This window comes from Streptomyces sp. NPDC030809 (genome assembly GCF_055572195.1).
The window spans coordinates 189,530-208,565 of the sequence record NZ_JBVIDV010000005.1 but is presented as its reverse complement, the minus strand read 5'-3'; the positions used below and the strand labels follow the sequence as shown (position 1 = coordinate 208,565).

Annotated in this window: 12 protein-coding genes; 7 read left to right on the top strand and 5 right to left on the bottom strand. The window is 75.2% G+C overall.

The window, feature by feature from the left end:
- Nucleotides 1-379: 379 nt before the first annotated feature.
- The gene (locus ACZ407_RS09320; protein ID WP_468126879.1) at nt 380-940 is read right to left on the bottom strand and encodes a cupin domain-containing protein; all 561 of its coding nucleotides are present in this window, start codon (nt 938-940) and stop codon (nt 380-382) included.
- 81 nt (nt 941-1,021) lie between these two features.
- On the opposite strand from ACZ407_RS09320, the gene ACZ407_RS09315 reads away from it, so the two are divergent.
- The 4 genes from ACZ407_RS09315 to ACZ407_RS09300 all read left to right on the top strand — a co-directional run bounded on the left by ACZ407_RS09315 (nt 1,022) and on the right by ACZ407_RS09300 (nt 5,267).
- Nucleotides 1,022-1,873, top strand: a complete 852-nt coding sequence (locus ACZ407_RS09315) for a LysR family transcriptional regulator (RefSeq protein WP_468126878.1) — start codon at nt 1,022-1,024, stop codon at nt 1,871-1,873.
- Between the two features lie 68 nt (nt 1,874-1,941).
- Nucleotides 1,942-2,688: a hypothetical protein gene (locus ACZ407_RS09310; protein WP_468126877.1), complete on the top strand. Its 747-nt coding sequence runs from the start codon at nt 1,942-1,944 to the stop codon at nt 2,686-2,688.
- 43 nt (nt 2,689-2,731) lie between these two features.
- On the top strand, nt 2,732-4,495 hold the full coding sequence (locus tag ACZ407_RS09305; RefSeq protein WP_468126875.1) for an FG-GAP repeat domain-containing protein: 1,764 nt from the start codon (nt 2,732-2,734) through the stop codon (nt 4,493-4,495).
- A 208-nt stretch (nt 4,496-4,703) separates the two neighbouring features.
- Nucleotides 4,704-5,267, top strand: a complete 564-nt coding sequence (locus ACZ407_RS09300) for an RICIN domain-containing protein (protein WP_468126874.1) — start codon at nt 4,704-4,706, stop codon at nt 5,265-5,267.
- 88 nt (nt 5,268-5,355) lie between these two features.
- Here ACZ407_RS09300 and ACZ407_RS09295 read toward each other — a convergent pair whose 3' ends face one another.
- Together ACZ407_RS09295 and ACZ407_RS09290 are read right to left on the bottom strand one after the other, a co-directional pair.
- Nucleotides 5,356-9,489, bottom strand: a complete 4,134-nt coding sequence (locus tag ACZ407_RS09295; protein ID WP_468126872.1) for a hypothetical protein — start codon at nt 9,487-9,489, stop codon at nt 5,356-5,358.
- Nucleotides 9,490-10,037: 548 nt separating this feature from the next.
- A complete protein-coding gene (locus tag ACZ407_RS09290) occupies nt 10,038-10,979 on the bottom strand; it encodes an AraC family transcriptional regulator (RefSeq protein WP_468126871.1) in 942 nt (313 codons plus the stop codon).
- Between the two features lie 150 nt (nt 10,980-11,129).
- Here ACZ407_RS09290 and ACZ407_RS09285 point away from each other — a divergent pair, with 150 nt between their 5' ends.
- On the top strand, nt 11,130-11,846 hold the full coding sequence (locus tag ACZ407_RS09285) for an SDR family oxidoreductase (RefSeq protein WP_468126869.1): 717 nt from the start codon (nt 11,130-11,132) through the stop codon (nt 11,844-11,846).
- A gap of 74 nt (nt 11,847-11,920) precedes the next feature.
- Here ACZ407_RS09285 and ACZ407_RS09280 read toward each other — a convergent pair whose 3' ends face one another.
- A complete protein-coding gene (locus ACZ407_RS09280) occupies nt 11,921-15,883 on the bottom strand; it encodes an nSTAND1 domain-containing NTPase (protein ID WP_468126867.1) in 3,963 nt (1,320 codons plus the stop codon).
- A 300-nt stretch (nt 15,884-16,183) separates the two neighbouring features.
- On the opposite strand from ACZ407_RS09280, the gene ACZ407_RS09275 reads away from it, so the two are divergent.
- Both ACZ407_RS09275 and ACZ407_RS09270 read left to right on the top strand, forming a co-directional pair.
- Nucleotides 16,184-17,101, top strand: coding sequence for a hypothetical protein (locus ACZ407_RS09275; RefSeq protein WP_468126865.1), 918 nt, complete (start codon nt 16,184-16,186; stop codon nt 17,099-17,101).
- Between the two features lie 83 nt (nt 17,102-17,184).
- Nucleotides 17,185-17,709, top strand: a complete 525-nt coding sequence (locus ACZ407_RS09270; RefSeq protein ID WP_468126863.1) for a hypothetical protein — start codon at nt 17,185-17,187, stop codon at nt 17,707-17,709.
- Between the two features lie 64 nt (nt 17,710-17,773).
- Here the strand turns inward: ACZ407_RS09270 and mmsB are convergent, their stop codons facing one another.
- On the bottom strand, nt 17,774-19,036 hold the full coding sequence (gene mmsB / locus ACZ407_RS09265; RefSeq protein ID WP_468126861.1) for a multiple monosaccharide ABC transporter permease: 1,263 nt from the start codon (nt 19,034-19,036) through the stop codon (nt 17,774-17,776).

The window sequence follows — 19,036 nt, the reverse complement described above, 5'->3', positions numbered from 1 at the left end:
TTGGTGGCGGGAGACTCCTTGGCAAGCCTTTCCTTTCGCCCAACCCACCCCTTTCCTCTGTTACCCCACCCCCCCCGGGTCCCCCCCCCCCCCCCCCGGACCCGGCCGGTGACACGGTCACCGGCGGCCGTTCTCGGTGAACGTGCCGATCAGGTCCCGGGCGGTGTCGTGCTCCGAGTCGATTCCCCGTGCGCACCGTGGGGGAGGGACTCCGCCTCGTAGACCGTGGCCGGGATGCCGTGGAGGTGCAGGACGCGGGCGAGCATGAGGCCGCCGACAGCGCACCGGCAGGGCACGGGCAGCCGCCGATGGGCGCCCGACACGGGATGTCGGTCCCGGGTCGGAGGGGAGGCGTGCGTGCGGTGGCGGGGCGTTGGCCTCAGCCGCCGTTGCCACTGCCACTGCCACTGCCACTGCCACCGCTCTCGCTCGTGCCGTTGCCGTTGCCGTTGCCGTCGCCGACCGGCTCGGTCGCGTACCGGCTCATCGCGTCGATGTTGGCCTGCGGACTCAGCGGTCGGCCGCCTGCGAGCGCCTCCCGGAGGTCCCGGAAGTACTGCACGTACAGGTCGGGGGTGAAGGTGCTGAGCATGACGGCGGGCCGGTCGGTCGGGTTGGCGAAGGTGTGCGGGGTGCCGGGCGGAACGATCACGAGCGTGCCCGCGGTCGCGTCGTGGTCCGTGTCCCCCACGGTGAACCTGACCGTGCCGGAGAGGACGTAGAAGCCCTCGTCGTGCAGGCCGTGGCGGTGCTGGGGCGGCCCCTCGGTGTGCGGGGCGAGGACGGACTCGGCGATCGCGAGGCGGTGCCCGGTGTGGCTGCCGTCCTCCAGGACGCGCATGCGCGTGGTGCCCAGGACGATCGTCTCGCCCTCGCCGGGACCCACCACCGACAGGGCGGATCCGGTCTGCGGGGCGCTGTTTCGTGCTTCTCCGGTCATGCCCACCAGTGCACGCCCCGGCCCGCCCCGGCGTCCAAGACCCTTTCCGCGGCGCCGATACCCGCTGGGTATCGTTGCCGCGTGGAGCTACGCACCCTGCGCTATTTCGTCGCGGTCGCCGAGGAACTCCACTTCGGCCGGGCCGCCACCCGACTGCACATGAGCCAGCCGCCGCTGAGCCGGGCCATCAGGCGACTGGAAGCCGAAACCGGCGCCCCGCTCTTCGACCGCTCGCCCACCGGGGTCGAGCTCACCCCGGTGGGCACCCTGCTGCTCGACGAGGCCAGGGCCCTGCTCGGCCAGGCCGACCGCGTCCGGGCACGCGTACGCGCGGCCGCCGGCGCCGCGTCCCTCGCCGTCGGCATCCTGGGCGACGGCACCGACCCGGGAGTGTCCCGGCTGGCCGCCGCGTACCGCCGGAACCGCCCCGGCACCGGCATCCGCATCCGCGAGGCCGACCTGAGCGACCCCACCTGCGGGCTGCGCGCCGGACTGGTCGACGTGGCGCTGACCCGGGCGCCGTTCGACGAAACCGCCCTGACGGTCCGTACCCTGCGGACCGATCCGGTCGGCGCGGTCCTGCGCGCCGACGATCCGCTGGCCCGCCGCGAGGGCCTGCGACTGGCCGAACTCGACGACCGCCACTGGTTCCGCTTCCCGCCGGGCACCGACCCCCTCTGGCAGGCGTACTGGAACGGCGGCACGCCGCGCGAGGGCCCGGAGGTGCGCGCCGTCCAGGAATGCCGGCAGGCGGTGCGGTGGAACGGCACGTTGGGCCTGACCCCGCTCGGGCACGCCCTGCCGGCGGAGTTGGCCGTGGTGCCCCTGACCGACATGCCGCCGAGCCGGGTGGTGGTGGCGTGGAACGCGGGCGACACCAATCCGCTGGTGCGGTCCTTCGTGGAGGCAGCGGCGGCCGCCTACCGCCACTGAGCACCGGGCGGCCGGCGCCGCCCGCCCTGCTCGGCACCGCCGGGTCCGGGGCCCGTTACGCTGCCCGGGTGAACGGTGCGAACGGTGCGAACGGTGCGAACGGAGAGCAGGACGTGCCCGACTGGCGGGTCCTCGTCGTCGGGGGAGCCTCGGGGATGGGGAAGACCGGTGTCAGCCGGGCCCTGGCACGACGCTACGGCGTCCCCGTCGTGGAGGTCGACGACATCGTGGAGGCCCTCCTCGCGGTGACGCTCCCCGAGCACCTGCCGGACGTCCACTTCTGGCGTACGCACCCGGAGGCCGCCCGCCTGCCGGCCGAGTCGGTGGTGGAGCGTCAGATCGCGGTCGCCGAGGCGCTGGTGCCCGCGGTCGAGGCGGTGATCGCCAACCACGTGGACACCGACACCCCCGTGATCCTGGAAGGGGACTACGTCCTGCCGTCGGTGGTGGCGCCCGGCACACCGGTGCGCGCCGTCTTCCTCCACGAGGACGACGAGGCCCGGGTGACGGCCAACTACCTGCGCCGGGAACCCCAGGCCGGGCCGCAGCACGACCGCGCCCGCGCCGGCGTGCTGTACGGCCGGTGGCTCGCCGCCCAGGCACGCGCGGCCGGGGTACCGGTCATCGCTCCGCGCCCCTGGGAGGACCTGCCCGGGCGCGCCGCCGAGGCGGTGAACGTCAACTGGGGCCCGGGAAAGGGAACTCCGCACGGAACGATCGCGTCCGTTGTCGGTGACACGACATACGCTGCACGGACCGCAGCGGGGGACCGTTCACGTACGGACGCGTGTTCCCGGTCACACGGCACGACGTGACCGGGAGGGTTCCCGCATGGCCCGATCCTCAGGGGGGATCTTGATGACACCGCATCGCGGACGCCTGCGCGTGCTGGCCGCCGGGGGCGCGCTCGCCCTGGCCGCCGGCGCTCTCGCCGCCGCCCCGAGCACTGCCGCCACGCACCACCGGACCTCCGGCACCGCCCTCGCGCTGCCCGCATCCGCCCCGGTGCCGGCAACGGCGCCCGAGCCGGCCTCCGATGCCGCACCGCGGCGCGCCGGCGGGCACCCGACCGTCGTCATGCCGCGCCTCGCCTCGCCGGCGCTCCGGGCGGCTGCCGCCGCCAAGCCGCGGCACGACGTCGACGGCGACGGCCGCAGCGACATGATCACCGTGGAATACGACCAGGTCACCGCCATCTACCTGTCCTCGATCCACGAGTGGAGCGAGTACGAGATCTCCAAGCTCGACCCCGCCACCGCGTTCAAGGACCTGCTGCCGGTGGGCGACGTGGGCGGGACGGCCCAGCCCGAGCTGCTCTCTCTCGGCTTCGACGGCATCCTCACGCTCTACGAGGCCGGCGTGAAGAGCACGTCCGCGCCGAAGTGGTCGGGCAGCGGCTGGCAGACCTACAACCGCGTCATGGCCACCGGCGACGTGACCGGGGACCGCCGCCCCGACCTGCTGGCCCGCGACCACACCGGCGGCCTGTGGCTGTACACGGGGACCGGGAGCGTCAGCAAGCCGTTCAACCCGCGGGTCAAGGTCGGCTCGGGCTGGAGCATCTACGACCAGATCGTCGGTGCCAACGACGTCGACGGCGACGGCATCGGCGACGTCGTCGCACGCAACCTCCTCGGCGAGCTGTACTTCTACAAGGGAGCCGGCAGCGCCACGGCCCCGCTCAAGCCCCGCGTCAAGGTCGGCACCGGCTGGAACGCGTACAACATGATCACGGGCTCGGACGACGGCGACGGCGACGGCCGCGGCGACCTGCTGGGCCGCAACAAGGACGGCGTGCAGTACTGGTTCAAGTCGATCGGCGGCGGGAAGTTCGGAGCCCCCGAGTACTTCGGCGACGGCTACGAGGAGAACAGGTTCATCGTCGGCGCGGGCACCACGCAGCTCTACGGCAAGGGTCAGAACCTCATGACCCAGACCGACAACACCCTGGCGAAGTGGTACGCCCTCGCCAACGGCGACTACCTCTCGCCGCCGACCAACGCCGGCAAGGAGACGCCCGGCTCCCGCAACGCGTACGCCACCGCGCTCAACGACCGCAACCACGCCGCCTACGTGCAGAACATCGGCAGCGACCTGTACATCCGCGGCCAGAAGGTCAGCACCTCGTGGAACTACACCATGATGGTCGGCCCCGGCGACCTCACCGGTGACGGCAAGGGCGACCTGCTGAGCCGGGACTCCGGCGGCACCCTGTGGCTGCACCCCGGCGACGGTGCGCTGTACACGAAGCTCGGCGCGCGCATCAGGATCGGCACCGGCTGGAACACGTACAACTCGCTGGTCGGCTCCGGCGACTACTCCGGCGACGGGCGGGCCGACCTGCTCGCGCGGGACACCACGGGCCGGCTGTTCCTCTACAAGGGCACCGGGACGTCCACCGCGCCGTTCGCCGCCCGGGAGCAGATCGCCAGCAACTGGAACATCTACGACGCGCTGGTCGCGCCGGGTGACATCAACGGCGACAGCAGGGGAGACGTCCTCGCCCGCCTCCCCGACGGCGTCATGTACCTGTACACCGCCACGGGCAACGCCGGCACCGCGACCTTCGCCCCCCGCACGAAGTTCGGCACCGGCTGGAACATCTACAAGAGCATGATCTGACCCCGGCGGCCACCGGCCGCGACGACCGGGGGCGCGGGCCCGTTCCACGGCACACCGGCCGGGGGCGGGCCCGCGTCCGTTGCGGCGGGTGATCAACGCGGGCCCCTGCCGCGTTCAGCGTCTGTTGACACGGCCGATCTACGGTGAGCCCCGCTCGCAGGACAGCGAGCAGACGCACCCGAGAGGACAGAGGACCACCATGAAGCGCATGCGCGGGAGTACGGTCGTGGGAGCGGTGGCGGCGGCAACCCTCCTGGGGTTCGGAGCGGCACCCGCCTCCGCGTACGACCTGACCGAAACGATCACGATCGGCGGCCTGTGCCTGGACGCGGTCAACAGCGGTACCGCCAACGGCACTCCCGTGCAGCTGTACACCTGCAACGACACCGACGCCCAGCACTGGGAGGCCCGGGTCTCCGACGGCCTCCACGGCCGCCGCACCCTGGTGAACAAGGTCTCCGGGAAGTGCCTGGACGTCCCGAACAGCGATGCGCGTCCCGGGGTGCGGCCCCAGCTGTGGGACTGCAACGGCAGCGGCGCCCAGCTCTTCGACGTGCCCTCCGACGCCGTCGGGGCCGGGACCTGGGGCCCCATCACCCACGAGCCTTCGGGTCTCGTCCTGGACGTGCCCAACAGCCGCTTCGAGGCGGGCGCCCGGCCGCAACTGTGGAGCGCCAACGGCACGAACGCCCAGCGCTGGTTCTACATGCCCTTCGACAAGACCCCCGGCGGCGACGACGGCAAGCGCCCCCCGTGCAAGCCCCGCTGCTGAGCGGGACCGCCGGATACCGCACGGCCGCGGCGGCCCCGTGGAACCGCCCGGCGGGCCGCGGAGGCCGCTGCCGCGGCGCGGGCGCCGCTCAGTCCAGGTCCTCCGCCGCGGCGCTCAGGTGGTCGGCGAGCACGTCGAGGGCCGCGGGCTGGAGGCGGGCCACTGCCTCCAGGGAGTCCTGCCGCCACGTGCCCAGGGCCAAGGCCTCGGCCACTGCGGCGCGGCGCTCCGCGTCGTCCTCCCGCCGGGCCGCCAGGCGGAGCAGGAGCCGACCGCGCTCCTCGGCATCGACGAGGGTCCGGGCGAGGCCCGCGGCCCGTGCCGCGAGGCCTCGCCGGTCGAGGGCCTCGGCCACGGCGACCAGGGCCCGCGTCCGATCGCGCAACTCCTCGTAGCGCCCGGCCATCGCCTCGGCCTCCTCGAACCGGTCGGCGGCCAGCAGGGCGGTGAGCACCTGGTCGTGCACGAAGCCCCGGTCGAGGGGGCCGTCCGGGGGCAGCAGCGCCACGGCCTCCAAGGCCAGGGCAGCGGCGTCTGCGCCCGCGGCTTCCGACGGGTGAACGCCGCCGTAGGCGTCCGGGCCGTTCGCACGGCCGCCGGCGGCTCGTCCCAGTCCTTCGGCCACCGTCGCGAGCACCCAGGCCCGCTCACCGGCCGACATCTCTGCGGCCGTGTCCCGGGCCCGGGCCGCGGCCTCGGGCGCCAGCCGGACGGCCTCCGCCGGATACCCGGCCGCGGCGAGGGCCCGTACGGCGGTGGCCGCCGCCTGCGCCCCCGTCGGCGACCCGTGGTCTTCCCGGGCGTAGTCCGACGCCTCCTCCACGGCACCGGCCCTTGCCAGTGCCCCCACCACCGCAGGTGGGATCCAGGGGTCGATGCGGCCGCGATGGGCGGCCGCGCGGGCGGACTCCATGGCCAGCCGGGCCCAGTCCCGGGCCGCCTCCGCATGCCCGCACGCCACCAGCTCCCCCACGAGATCGGTCAGCAACTGGATGCGTTCGGGCGGGCGGAGGAGGTCCGCTGCCCGCCGGGCCGCCGTGAGCTCGCCCGAGTGGATCAGCAGGCCGGCGCATTCCACCGCCCACCGGAAGCGCTCCGAGGAGTCTTCGTTGTCCCTCGTGGCGGCCAGGGCATCGTCCACCAGCAGCCCGGCCGCCCACGGCAGATCCAGGGCCCGCAAGGAATCCGCCTGGAGGACCAGATCCGGTGCGTACCTGCGGGCCTCCTGCTCCTCGCCGCCGCGGGCGGCCGCGACCGCCTCCTCGGCCAGGGCGACCGCACGGTCCCGGTGGCCTGCACGGTCGAGCAGCGCGGCCGTGTGGAGCAGGGCCGGCGCAACCGTGTCCGGGTCGGAGGTGCTCCGCACCCCTGCGCGTGCCACCTCCACCGCTCGGTCCGGGTCACCCGCGTTCACGAGGGCCGCAGCGACGGTGACGTGGGCGTGCTGCCGGTCGCCGGGATCCCCCGACTCCGAGCCCACCCGCAGCGCCAGATCGTACGCGCCGCGGTCGGCCAGGAGGCGGACGGCCAGGCGGCGGCGTGCGAACAGACCGGGCTCCGGGACGGCCGCGGTCGGCCGGGACATCCCGAGCGACCGCGCCACGAGGCGGGCCGCCGTCATCGTCTCCCCGGCCGCAGCCAGCTCCCCGGCCAGGAAGCCGAGTTGCTCGGCCAGCCACTGCCGGTGGCCGAGACCGCGCGCCGAGGCCGCCGCCTCCTCGGCGACGGCGGCCGCGGCCGCCAGGAGGTGCGGGCTCGCACAGCGGTTGCCCGTGTCCACGAGCACGTCCGCGAGCACGGTCAGGGCGGCGAGCCGCTGCGGCTCGTCCTCCAGCAGGCGCGCGGCTTCGGCCGCCTCGTCGACGAGGTCTTCGGCCGCGCGGCGGGCGGCGACGGCGCGCGCGTGGACCTCCGGCCCGGCCCCCGGCTCCGTCCGGCCGCCCCAGCCGGCCGCCGGGGCCGCCGTCACCCCGAGGCCGCAGATCACCATGGCCAGATCGAAGGCACGGTGCCGGCCCGAGGTCCTCGACCTGGCCAGGCCGACGGCGGCTTCGCCCAACCCCCAGCCGGCCAGGGCCGCCACGGCAGGGCCGAAGTCCTGCTCGTCGGAGTCGGTCCACCCCTGCGGCCGCACCAGCTCGGCCAGACGGACCCGGAGCGCATCCCGGCCACTGCTCCTCCCGGCGGACCCGGGAGACCCGGCCGCCCCGGGAGACCCGTCCGGAGCACCGGCACCGGGCAGCCCGCGGTCTCCGGCGGCCGAGGCCCCGCCGCCCGGCGGTCCGGGCAGCACAGCCCCCCACCACACCAGGGGGTCCGCCATCGGTCCCGGCGGCCCCGGGTCGGACCGGGCCAGACCCCTCGCGAGCCGCGGCACGACGAGCTCCCTCGTCCTCCCCTCCGTGGAACCGGCGGCCGCAACGGCCTCGGCCGCGAAGCGGGCGGCCTCCTGAGGAGCGCGGACGACCAGAGCACGCGCCAGGACCAGCAGCGCCTCGACTCCGCTCCCTCCCGCCCGGTCGTCGCGGGCGAGTCCCACCGCCTCCTCGACCCGGCCCGCCTCCGCGAGGGCCGCGATCACGTCCGTCCGCCGGTGCGGTGGCACCTCGGCCCCGGCCAGCTCGGCCGCGCGCAGCAGCTCGCCCGTCTCCACGTACACCTGGGCGAGCGCAGCGAAGACCTCGGAAGCGCGGTGCGTGCTGCTGCGCGCCAGCCGTTCCTGCGCCTCGGGTACGAGGGCCAGCGACTCGCTCCGGCGCCCCGCCCGGGCCAGGACCAGGGCGACGGCCGCCAGTTGCAGGGCCCCGGCCTCGCCGTCGGACTCCGCGCGCGCGTGGGCGAGCGCCCGGTCGATGTGGCCCAGCTTGGCCCATACGAGTACCAGCCCGTGGGGTACCCGGTGGGACCGGGTGTGCAGGGCGTCGCGCCGCAGCGCCAGCAGGACCGCCCGGGCCAGGTCGGTCCCGCCGGCCTCCCGCGCCGGTACCGCCGGCATCTGCTGGGCCGAGGCGATCTCCGCAAGCGCCTCCAGATCGGCACCGCTCACCGTCCACAGCCGCTCGTGCCGGGCGTCGTCCACGGCCAGTTCGGTCATGCGGGCGGTGTCACCGAGGGAGCGCAGGAGCCGGGGATATCCGCGGAGCACGTACTCGGGCGTGCCCTCGGGCCAGCCCGCCGTGCGGTACCGGTCCGCCCAGCGGTGCAGCCGCTCCCGGTACGCCGCCAGCTCCGTGCCGCTGTGCAGGGCCAGCGCGGTGCGCTGGATCTCCTCGTGTGCCAGGAGGTACACGTCGGGTGCCGAGGCAGTCCGCCAGTGCGGTCCCCGGATGCTGAAGGACCGTCCCGCCACCGATTCGAGCTGCTCGCGCACGAGCAGCGGAGCACCCCCGCTCAGCTCCGTCAGGTCCGCGGCGCTCAGCCCGCCGCCCGCCACCGCGCACAGCCCGACCAGCTCCCAGCCGAGCCCGCCGAGCCGGTGCACGCGCCGCAGGTCTGCCCGGACGAGCTCCTCACGGCCCCGGGCCCACGGGGACTGTGCCAGCGGACGCCGTACGCCCTCCTGGCGCAGCGGATGCCCCGGCGGGACGTCGGAGGGCAGCGGCGGCTCCTCGCGCCCGGCCACGATCACCCGCAGCCCGGGGGGCGGTACGGCGGGCAGCAGGGCGGCGATGCTGTGGGCGTCGGGGCCCGTGGCCCCGGTGTCCTCGTCGAGCCCGTCCACGAGAAGGACCAGGTGCCGGCCGGCCCCGGCGCACAGCGCGGCGGCCCGCCCCAGCGCGTGGAGCAGGGTCTCGTCCCGGGTGGCCTCGGTGACGAGCGGTTCCGGCTCGCCCAGCAGCACGTACAGCTGGCGCTGGACGACCTCGCAGAAGGCGGACCGGTCGCTCTGGCCCGCCAGTCGGGCGGTGATGAAGAACGGCACGACGGTCGTGCCCGGCGGCGGGCGGAGGGCGAACTCGGCCATCAGCGCGGTCTTGCCCGACCAACGCGGGGCGACCCAGCGCCAGTAGGAGCCGGCGCCGGGCGGGCCGGCGCCGCCGGCTCCGGGGCCCGCGGGCGGCGTGCCGGCGGCTGCGCCCGTGCAGAACGCCGCCATGGCGGCGAGCTCTTCCTCCCGGCCCCGGAAGTCCGCCGCTGCCAGGCGGGCCACCTGGTGCACGTAGCCCGAGGGCGCCACCCGGCCGGGCAGCTGCACCTGGTTGTGGTCCCCCGTGACGACCACGGAGGCGCTCCCACCCACCCACAGCGAGCGGGAGCCGAAGACCGCACCGTGCGCACCCCGCCGTTCCACCCAGGCGTTCAGGCCTGTCTCCGGGCCTGTCTCCGGGCCTGTCTCCGGGCCTGCGCCGGAGCTGCCCGCGCCTGCGCCGGAGGCCTCTGGGCCCGCCCCGGAGCCGTCCCGTGCGCTGCCCGTGCGCGACGGCCACCACCATCGCCGGCTCACGGCGCTGCACCGCCTCCACCGCGCGCGGCGAGTCCGTAAACCGTGCCACCGGCCCCCGCGCCGCCCTCCACGTACGCCGTCAACCCCCACCGCCTTCACGGACCTGCCCGAAGCCCCCGCTGCGCCGCCTCCTTGCCGGGCCCCCGGCGGCCCCGAGGTCATGCCCGCGGCCGGGGCTGCGCCAAACAACAGAGCCGAGTCCGAAGCCGTCCTGCGGGCGGGCATGCTGCCGGGGGCCGGCCGTGATCGACGTCCGAGCCGGGGACGGGAAGCCGTCCGGGGGGAGGCGGTGGACCGGTGGACGGGCCCGGGCATCCGCCGTGCCCCTATCCGCGTGGTCCTTCGCCCGCCGTCCCGGACTGCCTGCGGTAGGCCCCCGGCGGCACGCCGAAGTGCCGCTTGAACGCTTTGGCGAAGGCGAACTCCGAGGTGTAGCCCGAGCGTTGCGCGATGGTGCTCAGCGGGTCCGGCGACCGGTGCAGCAGCCTCGCCGCCGTGGCCATGCGCCAGTTGGCCAGGTAGGTCAGCGGCGGCTCGCCGACCACCGATGCGAAGCGGCGGGCGAACGTCGCGCGCGAGAGCCCGGCGCGGCCGCCCAGGGACTCCACCGTCCAGGGATGCCCCGGATCGTCGTGGATCGCCTTCAGGGCCGGGGCGACCGCCGGGTCGGTCAGCGCCGCCGCCCACCCCCGGGTCCGCTCCTTCGGCAGTTCGGCGTACCACGAGCGGAGGACGTACAGCAGCAGTAGATCGACGAGGGCCGTGACGACCGCGTCCGAGCCCGGCTGCGGGGCGTGGAACTCGGCGCACAGCTGGTCGACCGCCGAGCGCAGCACCGGGTGGCGGCCGGGAACCGCGGGGAGGTGGATGACCTCCGGCAGATCGCCGAACAGCGGGTGCGGGCGGTCCACGTCGATGGCGTACGCCCCGCACACCAGCACCGTGCGCGGCCCCGGCCCGTCCACGGTGACCTGGCCGATCGGCGAGGAACGGTCCACGCGCTCCGGTACGAAGTCCACCGGATCGCGGTCCGGCACGTCGCACAGGGTGTGTCCGCTGCCGCGCTGGAGGAACACGATGTCGCCCGGGGCGAGCGCGAGCGGCCGGCCGTGCGGGGGCAGCAGGTGGCAGTGCCCTTCCACGACCACGTGGAATCCGGCCCCCGAGATGGGCTGGAACTTCAGGGCCCACGGGGCGTGCGCCTCGGTGCGGGTCACCATCGGGCGTCCCGTGCGCAGGACTTCGAGGGTGTCGCTCAGGATGTCCATGGAGCCACTCTAGCGCCCGCCCAGTGAGACGATATGACAAGGGATCGAGACTTCGAGGCATTCACCGTCTCACTCCGGAGACGTACGTTCTTGCCACGGCAGTTGCCGGAACACCGGCAACTCATCGAGGAAGGAACGGGAACGGATCCCATGTCTCTCACCGGCAAGAAGATCGTGATCATCGGCGGAACTTCCGGCATCGGCTTCGCGGTGGCCCAGCAGGCCGCGGCGGCCGGAGCGGAGGTCGTGGTCGCCTCCAGCAATCAGGACCGCGTGGACGCCGCGGCCGAGCGGCTGGGCGGGCCGGCCGAAGGCCGCCGCCTGGACGTCTCCGACGGCGAGGCCGTCGCCGCGTTCTTCGATCAGGTGGGGGAGTTCGACCACCTCGTCTACACCGCGGGCGAATCCCTCCTGATCAAGCCGCTCGCCGACACCGCCCCGCACGAGGCCAGGGCCGTCTTCGAGCGCCGCTTCTGGGGCGCGTTCCTCTCCGCCAAGCACGCCGCACCGCGCCTGCGCGAAGGCGGCTCGATCACCTTCAGCTCCGGCGTCCTTGCGGTCCGCCCCCTGCCCGGAACCACGCTCACGGCGGCCATCACCGGCGGCATCGAGGCCCTGTCCCGGGCGCTCGCCGTCGAACTCGCCCCGCTGCGCGTCAACGTGGTCCAGCCCGGGGTGATCCGCACCGAACTGTGGGACGGCAGCGTCCCCGACCCGGAGGCCTTCCTCCAGGACGCCGGCTCCGCACTCCTCACGCAGCGCGTCGGCACCGCCGAGGAGGCCGCGGCCGCCTATCTCTTCGTCCTCGCCAACGCCTACGTCACCGGCACCACGCTCGCGATAGACGGCGGCGCGGCCCTGGTGTGAGCCGGCGCCGCACCCAGCAGCCCGCGCACGTGCGGGGAGCCGGCCGCCCCGGGGCCTCCTGGCGCCCCTGCTCCTCATCCGGAGGCGGGCAGGAGCGGGCAGCCCTCGGTGAACGGGACCCGGTGGACCAGGGCCTCCCAGCGGGAGCGGGCCAGCGCCCCGCCGGCCCGGCCGCACACGGCTGCGGCGGCCGCCCGCATGCCGATCTCGTACGACCGCACCCCGGTCTGGCGTCCCGCCACCAGGAGGCGGGTGCCGTCCGGGCTGTGGCGGAGCGCGGCGGGGATGTCGCCCAGCCCCGGCAGCGGGTCGCCGAGCGGGCGGCGGGTGGCCGTGTCCCACAGCTGGACCGTGCCGTCGGCCGAGGCCACGGCCAGCCGTCGGGAGTCCGGGGAGAACGCCAGGGCCGAAACGGCACGGGACGCGCCGGAACCGTCTCGCAGGAGCTCGCCCAGCCGGGTGCGGGCCTCCCCGTCCCAGAGCGTGACCCGCCCCGCCTGGTCTCCGGTGGCCAGGAGGGCGCCGTCGGGACTGAACTCCACGGCGATGAAGGTCCCGAGGCGCGCCGGCCCGGCGGGGGCCCTCCCCGAAGGCAGGAGCCGTACCTGCCCGTCGTCCGTGACGAGGCGGCTGCCGTCCGGGCTCACCGCCACGCTCGTGCCCTGGGCCCCCGGCACCGCCGTCCGCACGGTCCGCCGCCGCAGGTCCCACACGTGGACGGAGCCGGGGCTCCCCGGCCGGACCGACGGCGCCTCCATCAGCAGCAGCGAGCGGCCGTCGGGGGTGTGGGCCACGTCGCCCAGGGGACCGGTGGCGTCGAGCGGGAAATCCTGCGAGCCGGTCACACGGCGGCCTGGGACGTCCCAGGTGAACAGCCGCAGGGGTGCCCGCTGCAGCGGCCCTTCGAAACCGTAGACCAGGGTGCGGCCGTCCGGGCTGAAGGTCAGGAACGTGCTGCACCGGCTGAAGATCCGCGGCCCGTCGACCGAGACCGGGCAGGTGGTGCCCGGCAGTTCGGCGGAGACGCCGTCCGGCAGCAGGGCCTGCAGGCGGACGCGGATCCGGCGGCCCTCCGAGCGGGCCGTGGCCAGCAGGGTGCCGTCAGGGCTGAGGACGCTGCGTACGGCCGCCGTCCGGTGCCAGTCCGCATGCGGCAGTTCGGGCAGGTCGAGGGTGCGCACCGTGGCCCCGAACCCGTCGGCACCGTCGGCACCGCTGAGATACGTGAGCCTGCCCTCCCACCGGTCGAAGCGGAGTTGCGCGGCCGTCTCGCCCCGCAGCGGGTACCGCAGCAGCGGGATCCGCGGATTGCCGGTGCGCCAGACGAGCAGGTCGTCGGCGTCGGTGGCGGCCACGAAGCGGCCGTCCTCGCTGTAGTGCACCTCGCGCAGCCGGCCGTGCTCGACGGCGGGGCGTTCCCGGCCCGACGCGAGGTCCCAGCTGCGGAGCGCGTCGGGTCCGGCCAGGGCGAGCCCGCGGCCGTCGGGCGTGAACTGGACGGCCTCGTCCCGGCATTGCTCCCCGGTCACGACCGGTGCCCAGGGGGCCGGGAGCCTGCGGCGGCCCCCGAGGTCCCAGAGCTGCAGGCGGCGCCCCGGCAGGCAGTGGGCGAGGAGGCGGTCGTCCCGGCTGAGGACCACGTCCTGGGACACGGGGAAGATCCGTCCCTCCCCGTCCTGCAGGAGCTGCGCGGACCCGGCGGCTCCGTGCAGCACTTCGTCGGCGCGGGGCGTGGGCTGGGGCTGCAGGGGAAGGGAGAGCAGAACCCTCCCGTCGGTCAGGTCCCGGACCACGGCGCGCTGGTGGAGCCGTGCGGGGGGAGTGCCGCCGTGCGGTCGGCCCGCCTCGTCGACCGCCTCGTACGACACCAGGCTGCGGCCGCTGGGCCCCATCTCCACGCCGAGGCCGGCGGGCGGGAGCAGGCGGCGGGTCCGCCCCGTGGCCAGTTCGCGGACGGCGACCCGGGTCTCGTACGGACGGGCGCGGTCCAGGACGGGCAGCCAGGGCGAGTCCGCCCGCGGCGGGGCGGCGCGGGCCAGCGCCTCCCGCAGGCCGGGCAGCGTGCGGCGCGGCCGGTGGGTGTCGAGGTCCCATTCGGTGACGCTGCCGGAGCCGATGCTGAGCAGCGTGCGGCCGTCCGCGCCGAGCCGGCGCAGGGTGCTGCGGCCCCGGTCGGGATCGTGGAAGACGTCCCGCTCGGGCTGGTTGGCGGCGCTGAGCAGCCCCGCCCGGGTCTCGGGCAGGTCCGCGACGTTCCAGGCCGCCAGTTTCAGCCGCATGGACAGCACCGGATCCGACTGGCGCAGGCTCTCGGCGACGCCGACGAGCCGGCGGGCCTCGTCCTCGGTCCTGCGCCGCTCGCCCGCCCGGGACTGCTGCCACACGAGGGCCCCCGCGATCAGGGCCACGGCCAGGAGCACCGCGAGGACGGCGGTGCCGCCCCTGCGCCGCCGGGCCTCGCGGGCCCGGGCGCGCTGCCCGGCGGTAAGGAACTCCCTTTCCAGCGGGGTCAGGCCGTCGGCGCCGGGGTCCGTGCCCGGCGCCGGGAAGTGCGCCTCGGCAGCCGCCAGGCGCAACCCCCGGTACAGGGCCCCCGGATCGCGGCCCAGGGCCTCCCAGCCGGCCGACGCCTCCGTGAGGCGCCGGTGCTGGCGCAGCCGCTCGCGGTCCTCGTCGATCCAGGCGCGGAGCCGCGGCCAGGCCGCCAGCAGTGCCTCGTGCGCGAGGTCGGCGGTGTCGCGGTCCAGGGTGATCAGCCGGGCGCGGGCCAGCCGTTCGAGGACCACCGCGGCATCACCGCCCGCCCCGCCCGCCCCGGCGCCGCCGCCGTCTCCGCCAAGGCCCCGTCCACTCCCCGTACCCCCGAGCACGAGTTCGGCTCGGGGCGCGGGCCGGCGGGTGTCCCGGTCCCCCTGCCCGGGGGTGACCAGGCGCAGCAGCAGGTGGCGGGCCGTCCGGCGCTGCTCCGGGGTGAGCCGCCCGTACACGTCCTCGGCGGTCCGGGCCAAGGCCCCGGAGATCCCGCCGGCCCGGTGGTACGCGGCTTCGGTGAGGGTGCGCCCGTGGCGGCGCCGCCAGGTCTCCAGGAGGGCGTGCGACATCAGCGGCAGCCCGCCCGGCGCCCCCGCCAGCTCGTCGACGATCCGGGCGGTCAGCGACTTCTCGACGAGGAAGCCGTGGGCGGCGGCCGGTCTGGTGACGGCCTCCCGCAGCTCGCCCGGGCTCATCGGCCCCACCAGGAGCGTGCCGTCCTGCGCCGCTTCGGCCAGACCGGGATGCCGGGCGAGGTGGCCGTAGAAGTCGGTGCGGACCGCGACCACGACGCGGCTGCCGCCCGGCCCGGACCCGGCGGCGGCCAGCAGCGCGTCGAGGAAGCGGGACCGCTCCGCGGGGTCCGCGCAGAGTGTGAAGACCTCCTCGAACTGGTCCACCAGCAGGAGCGAGCCGGGCCGGGCGGCCGCCGGTTCCAGGAGCGCGGCGTGGGTGCGGGCGGGATGTGGGCCGGGGGACAGGATCCGGATCCCGGACGGGCGGAACTCCCCGTCCGCGGCCTCCTGGAGCCGGGGCACCAGCCCGGCGCGGAGCAGCGAGGACTTACCGCTGCCGGACGGCCCGGCCAGCACGGTGAGCGGCTGTCCGGCGACCAGGCCGGCGAGCCGCGCGGTGAGGCGTTCCCGGCCGAAGAACAGGTCCTTGTCACCGGTCTCGTAGCGGGCCAGGCCCCGGTAAGGGGCAGCCGCCGGCGCGTCGTCGGCCGCCTGCCGGTCCCGCTCGGCCTCGTCCTCGGCCTCGCGCCGCCGCTCCCGCCACTCGGCCTCGTCACCGCCGCACGCGCGCACGTAGGCCAGGGTCACCGCCTCCGACGGCAGGCGCTCGCCCGAGGCCGCCTCGGCGAGGGTGGCGGCGGAGTAGTGCGCCCGCTCGGCCATCGTCCGGTAGGTCAGGGGACCCGCGTCCCGGCGCAGCTTGCGCAGTTCCACGGCGAACCGGGCCACCGGCCCGTCCGCCGGATCCAGCTCCCGCTCCTTGCGTCCCACAGCCCCCCCGAGCCCGGCCCCGCGCGCCCGGTCCCGGCACGCCTCGTTCCAGCGATCCAACTGGATTGTCCGGAGCGATGAAAGGGGCCTACCGGACAACCGGACAGACCCCAAAACTCGACGTCGGAGCCGCTTCCGGGCTTCCCGGCGCTGCTGCCGGCTCCGTATCCGGCGCGCTCGTCCGGTGCCCCCGCGCCGTCGCCGTCGCCGACCGCCTCCCGGAACCCGGGAGTCCGCATGGCCGGACCTCCGCGGACCGGCCGTCGGAACACCCGTCCGCCCCGCAGAGAGGAGGGCCGCATGCGAAGCCGCCGCCCCCGCCTGTCCGTGCTCGCCACCGCCGTCGCCGCCTGCGCCGCGCTCACCGGCTGCACCGGCACCGCACCCACGCCCCCGCAGCCCCCGCGGCCCACCGCCGACGTGCGGCTCACGGACCGGCAGGAAGAGCAGCTGTCCCGTGCCGAGGAGATGCTCATCGGCACCTGTATGCGCCGCCGCGGCTGGAAGTACGTGGTCTGGAACCCGCTCACGGTCGACGAGCGGCGCACCGTGGCGTACGTGCTCGACGACCCGGCCTGGGCCCGCGAGCACGGCTACGGCAGCCGGCTCGGCGCCCGAGCGGCCCAGGCCGCCCGGTCCGACCCCAACTCCCGCTACCGCAGCAGCCTTTCCAGCGCGGACAGGCGCGCGTACCACGCTGCGTACAACGGCGGGCCGGGAACGCCGCCGACCACCGCCCGCACCGCGGGCGGCGGTGCCGTCCGCACCCGCCTGGGCGGCTGCAAGGGCGAGGCCCTGCGCCACCTGTACGGGGACCCGGCTACCTGGTTCCGCGCGGACAAGATCGCGGGCAGCCTCACCCCGCTGTACGTGCCCCGGCTGCTGCGCAACCCCCGGTTCACCGCGGCGCAGCGGGAGTGGTCCCGCTGCATGCACGGGGCCAACCACCGGTACGCCTCGCCCCCGCAGGCCCGCGAGGACCTCCCGCGCCTCACCCGCGGCCTGCCGCCGGAGCGGGCCTTCGCGCGGGAACGGGAACTGGCCGCGGCCGAAGCCGGCTGCGCCCGCCGGAGCGGACTGGGTGCCGTCGCCCGGGACCTCGAAGACCGGTACCGGGCCGAGCTGTGGGAGACGTACGGCGCGGAGCTCGGCACCCACGGCCGCCTCCTGCAGCGGGCCCTGGCCCGTGCGGCGACCTTCCCTCCGGCAGCGGGCTGACCCCGCTGCCCCCAAGGACTCCGCGGCACCGACCGGGCCGCGGACACCGCCTCAGTCGAGGCTTACACGAAGGAGCCACCACCATGCGCACGACAGCCCTGACCGCCGCGGCGGTCGCCCTGGCCGCCCTCGGCCTCATCGCGCCGGCCGCCACCGCCCAGAGCGCCACCGCCCGGGCCGCCGCCTCCCCTGCCGTCACCATCCAGGGGGAGACCTGCGACTACTGGTACCGCCGGTACGAGGACAACGGGGACGACAAGGTCCGCGCCTGGCAGCACACCGGCTGCACCGGTGACTACCTCGGGGAGTCGGCGGTGAACGTCAACGACCGGGACTGGGGCGACTCCGCGGGCGACTTCCGCTGGTCCGACAACGACTCCGCGTCCTCCATCATGAACAACAACTACAGCCGCACACGGGTGGTCGCCTTCTACCGCCTGACCGGCGGCAGCTCCAACTACAGCGGCGGCTACATCTGCCTGTCCGGCGACGAGCTGTACGCCGACGACCTCACCGACGACTACTTCACCACCGGCCAGCAGGTCAACGACCGGATCTCCTCCCACGAATGGGTCGACCGCACCGCCTGCACCCGCTGGGCACACTGACGGCCCGCCCCGTGTGCCGGAACCGCCCCGGCGGCTCCGGCACACGGGGCGGCGCGGCGCCGGGTCAGGCCCCGGCCTTGCGCTTGTTGTAGACGTCGAAGGCGACGGCCGCCAGGAGCACCAGGCCCTTGATCACCTGCTGGTAGTCGGTTCCGACGCCCACCAGCGACATGCCGTTGTTCAGCACGCCCAGTACCAGGCCGCCGGTGAGCGCACCCAGGACGGTCCCCACACCGCCGCTCGCGGAGGCGCCGCCGATGAACGCCGCGGCGATCGCCTCCAGCTCGAAGTTGATGCCGGCCTGCGGGGTGCCGGCGTTGAGCCGTGCGGCGAACACCATCCCGGCCAGGGCCGCGAGCACGCCCATGTTCACGAAGGCCAGGAAGACGACCCGCTTGCTCTTGACCCCCGACAGTCGCGCCGCCGCCTCGTTCCCGCCGATGGCGTAGGTGTGCCGGCCGAGGACCGAATTGCGCATCGCGTATCCGAAGCCCACCAGCAGGGCTCCGAGGATCAGCAGGACGATCGGCACGCCGTGGTAGCTGGCCAGCAGCAGCGTGAAGGCCGCCACGGCCGCGGTGATCGCACCGAGCTTCACCAGGAACAGCCCGGCCGGAAGCGGTTCCAGTCCGTACGAGACGGCCCGCCGCCGACCGCGCACCTCCTGGAGGATCGCCACGGCGAGCACCGTGAAGCCCAGGAGCAGGGTGAGGTTGTGGTAGTCGGTGGCGGGGCCCACCTCGGGGAGGAAGCCGCTGCTGATGTTCTGGAAGCCCTTGGGGAACGGCGCCACCGACTGGCCCTGCAGGAGGATCTGGGTCCCGCCCCGGAACAGCAGCATGCCGGCCAGCGTGACGATGAACGAGGGGATCCCCAGGTAGGCGATCCAGAACCCCTGCCAGGCTCCGGCGAGCGCCCCGATCAGCAGCCCGGCCGCCAGCGCCACGGGCCAGGCCGTGTCGTGCTCGACCATCATCACCGCGGCCGCCGCCCCGACGAAGGCGGCGAGCGACCCGACCGACAGGTCGATGTGCCCGGCGATGATGACGATCATCATGCCGATGGCGAGGATGAGGATGTAGCCGTTCTGCTGGACCAGGTTGGTGATGTTGAGCGGCTGGAGCAGGATGCCGCCCGTCCAGAACTGGAACAGCAGCACGATCAGCGCCAGGGCGAGCAGCATCCCGTACTGGCGCAGGTTGCCGCGCAGCGCTCGGGCCAGCACGCCGCCGGCCCAAGGCCGTCGGCCGGTCTCCGGTGTGCTGGTGGGGGTGGCCGGGGTGTCCGGGCTGTCCGGAGTGTCCGGGGTGGTCTTGGTCTGGGCCAT

Bases quoted from the DNA above. Each gene is read 5' to 3' on its own strand.
- ACZ407_RS09290 (WP_468126871.1), bottom strand. From the start codon at position 10,979: ATGGACATCCTGAGCGACACCCTCGAAGTCCTGCGCACGGGACGCCCG.
- mmsB (WP_468126861.1), bottom strand. From the start codon at position 19,036: ATGGCCCAGACCAAGACCACCCCGGACACTCCGGACAGCCCGGACACC.
- ACZ407_RS09305 (WP_468126875.1), top strand. From the start codon at position 2,732: ATGACACCGCATCGCGGACGCCTGCGCGTGCTGGCCGCCGGGGGCGCG.
- ACZ407_RS09300 (WP_468126874.1), top strand. From the start codon at position 4,704: ATGCGCGGGAGTACGGTCGTGGGAGCGGTGGCGGCGGCAACCCTCCTG.
- ACZ407_RS09320 (WP_468126879.1), bottom strand. From the start codon at position 940: ATGACCGGAGAAGCACGAAACAGCGCCCCGCAGACCGGATCCGCCCTG.
- ACZ407_RS09270 (WP_468126863.1), top strand. From the start codon at position 17,185: ATGCGCACGACAGCCCTGACCGCCGCGGCGGTCGCCCTGGCCGCCCTC.
- ACZ407_RS09275 (WP_468126865.1), top strand. From the start codon at position 16,184: ATGCGAAGCCGCCGCCCCCGCCTGTCCGTGCTCGCCACCGCCGTCGCC.
- ACZ407_RS09285 (WP_468126869.1), top strand. From the start codon at position 11,130: ATGTCTCTCACCGGCAAGAAGATCGTGATCATCGGCGGAACTTCCGGC.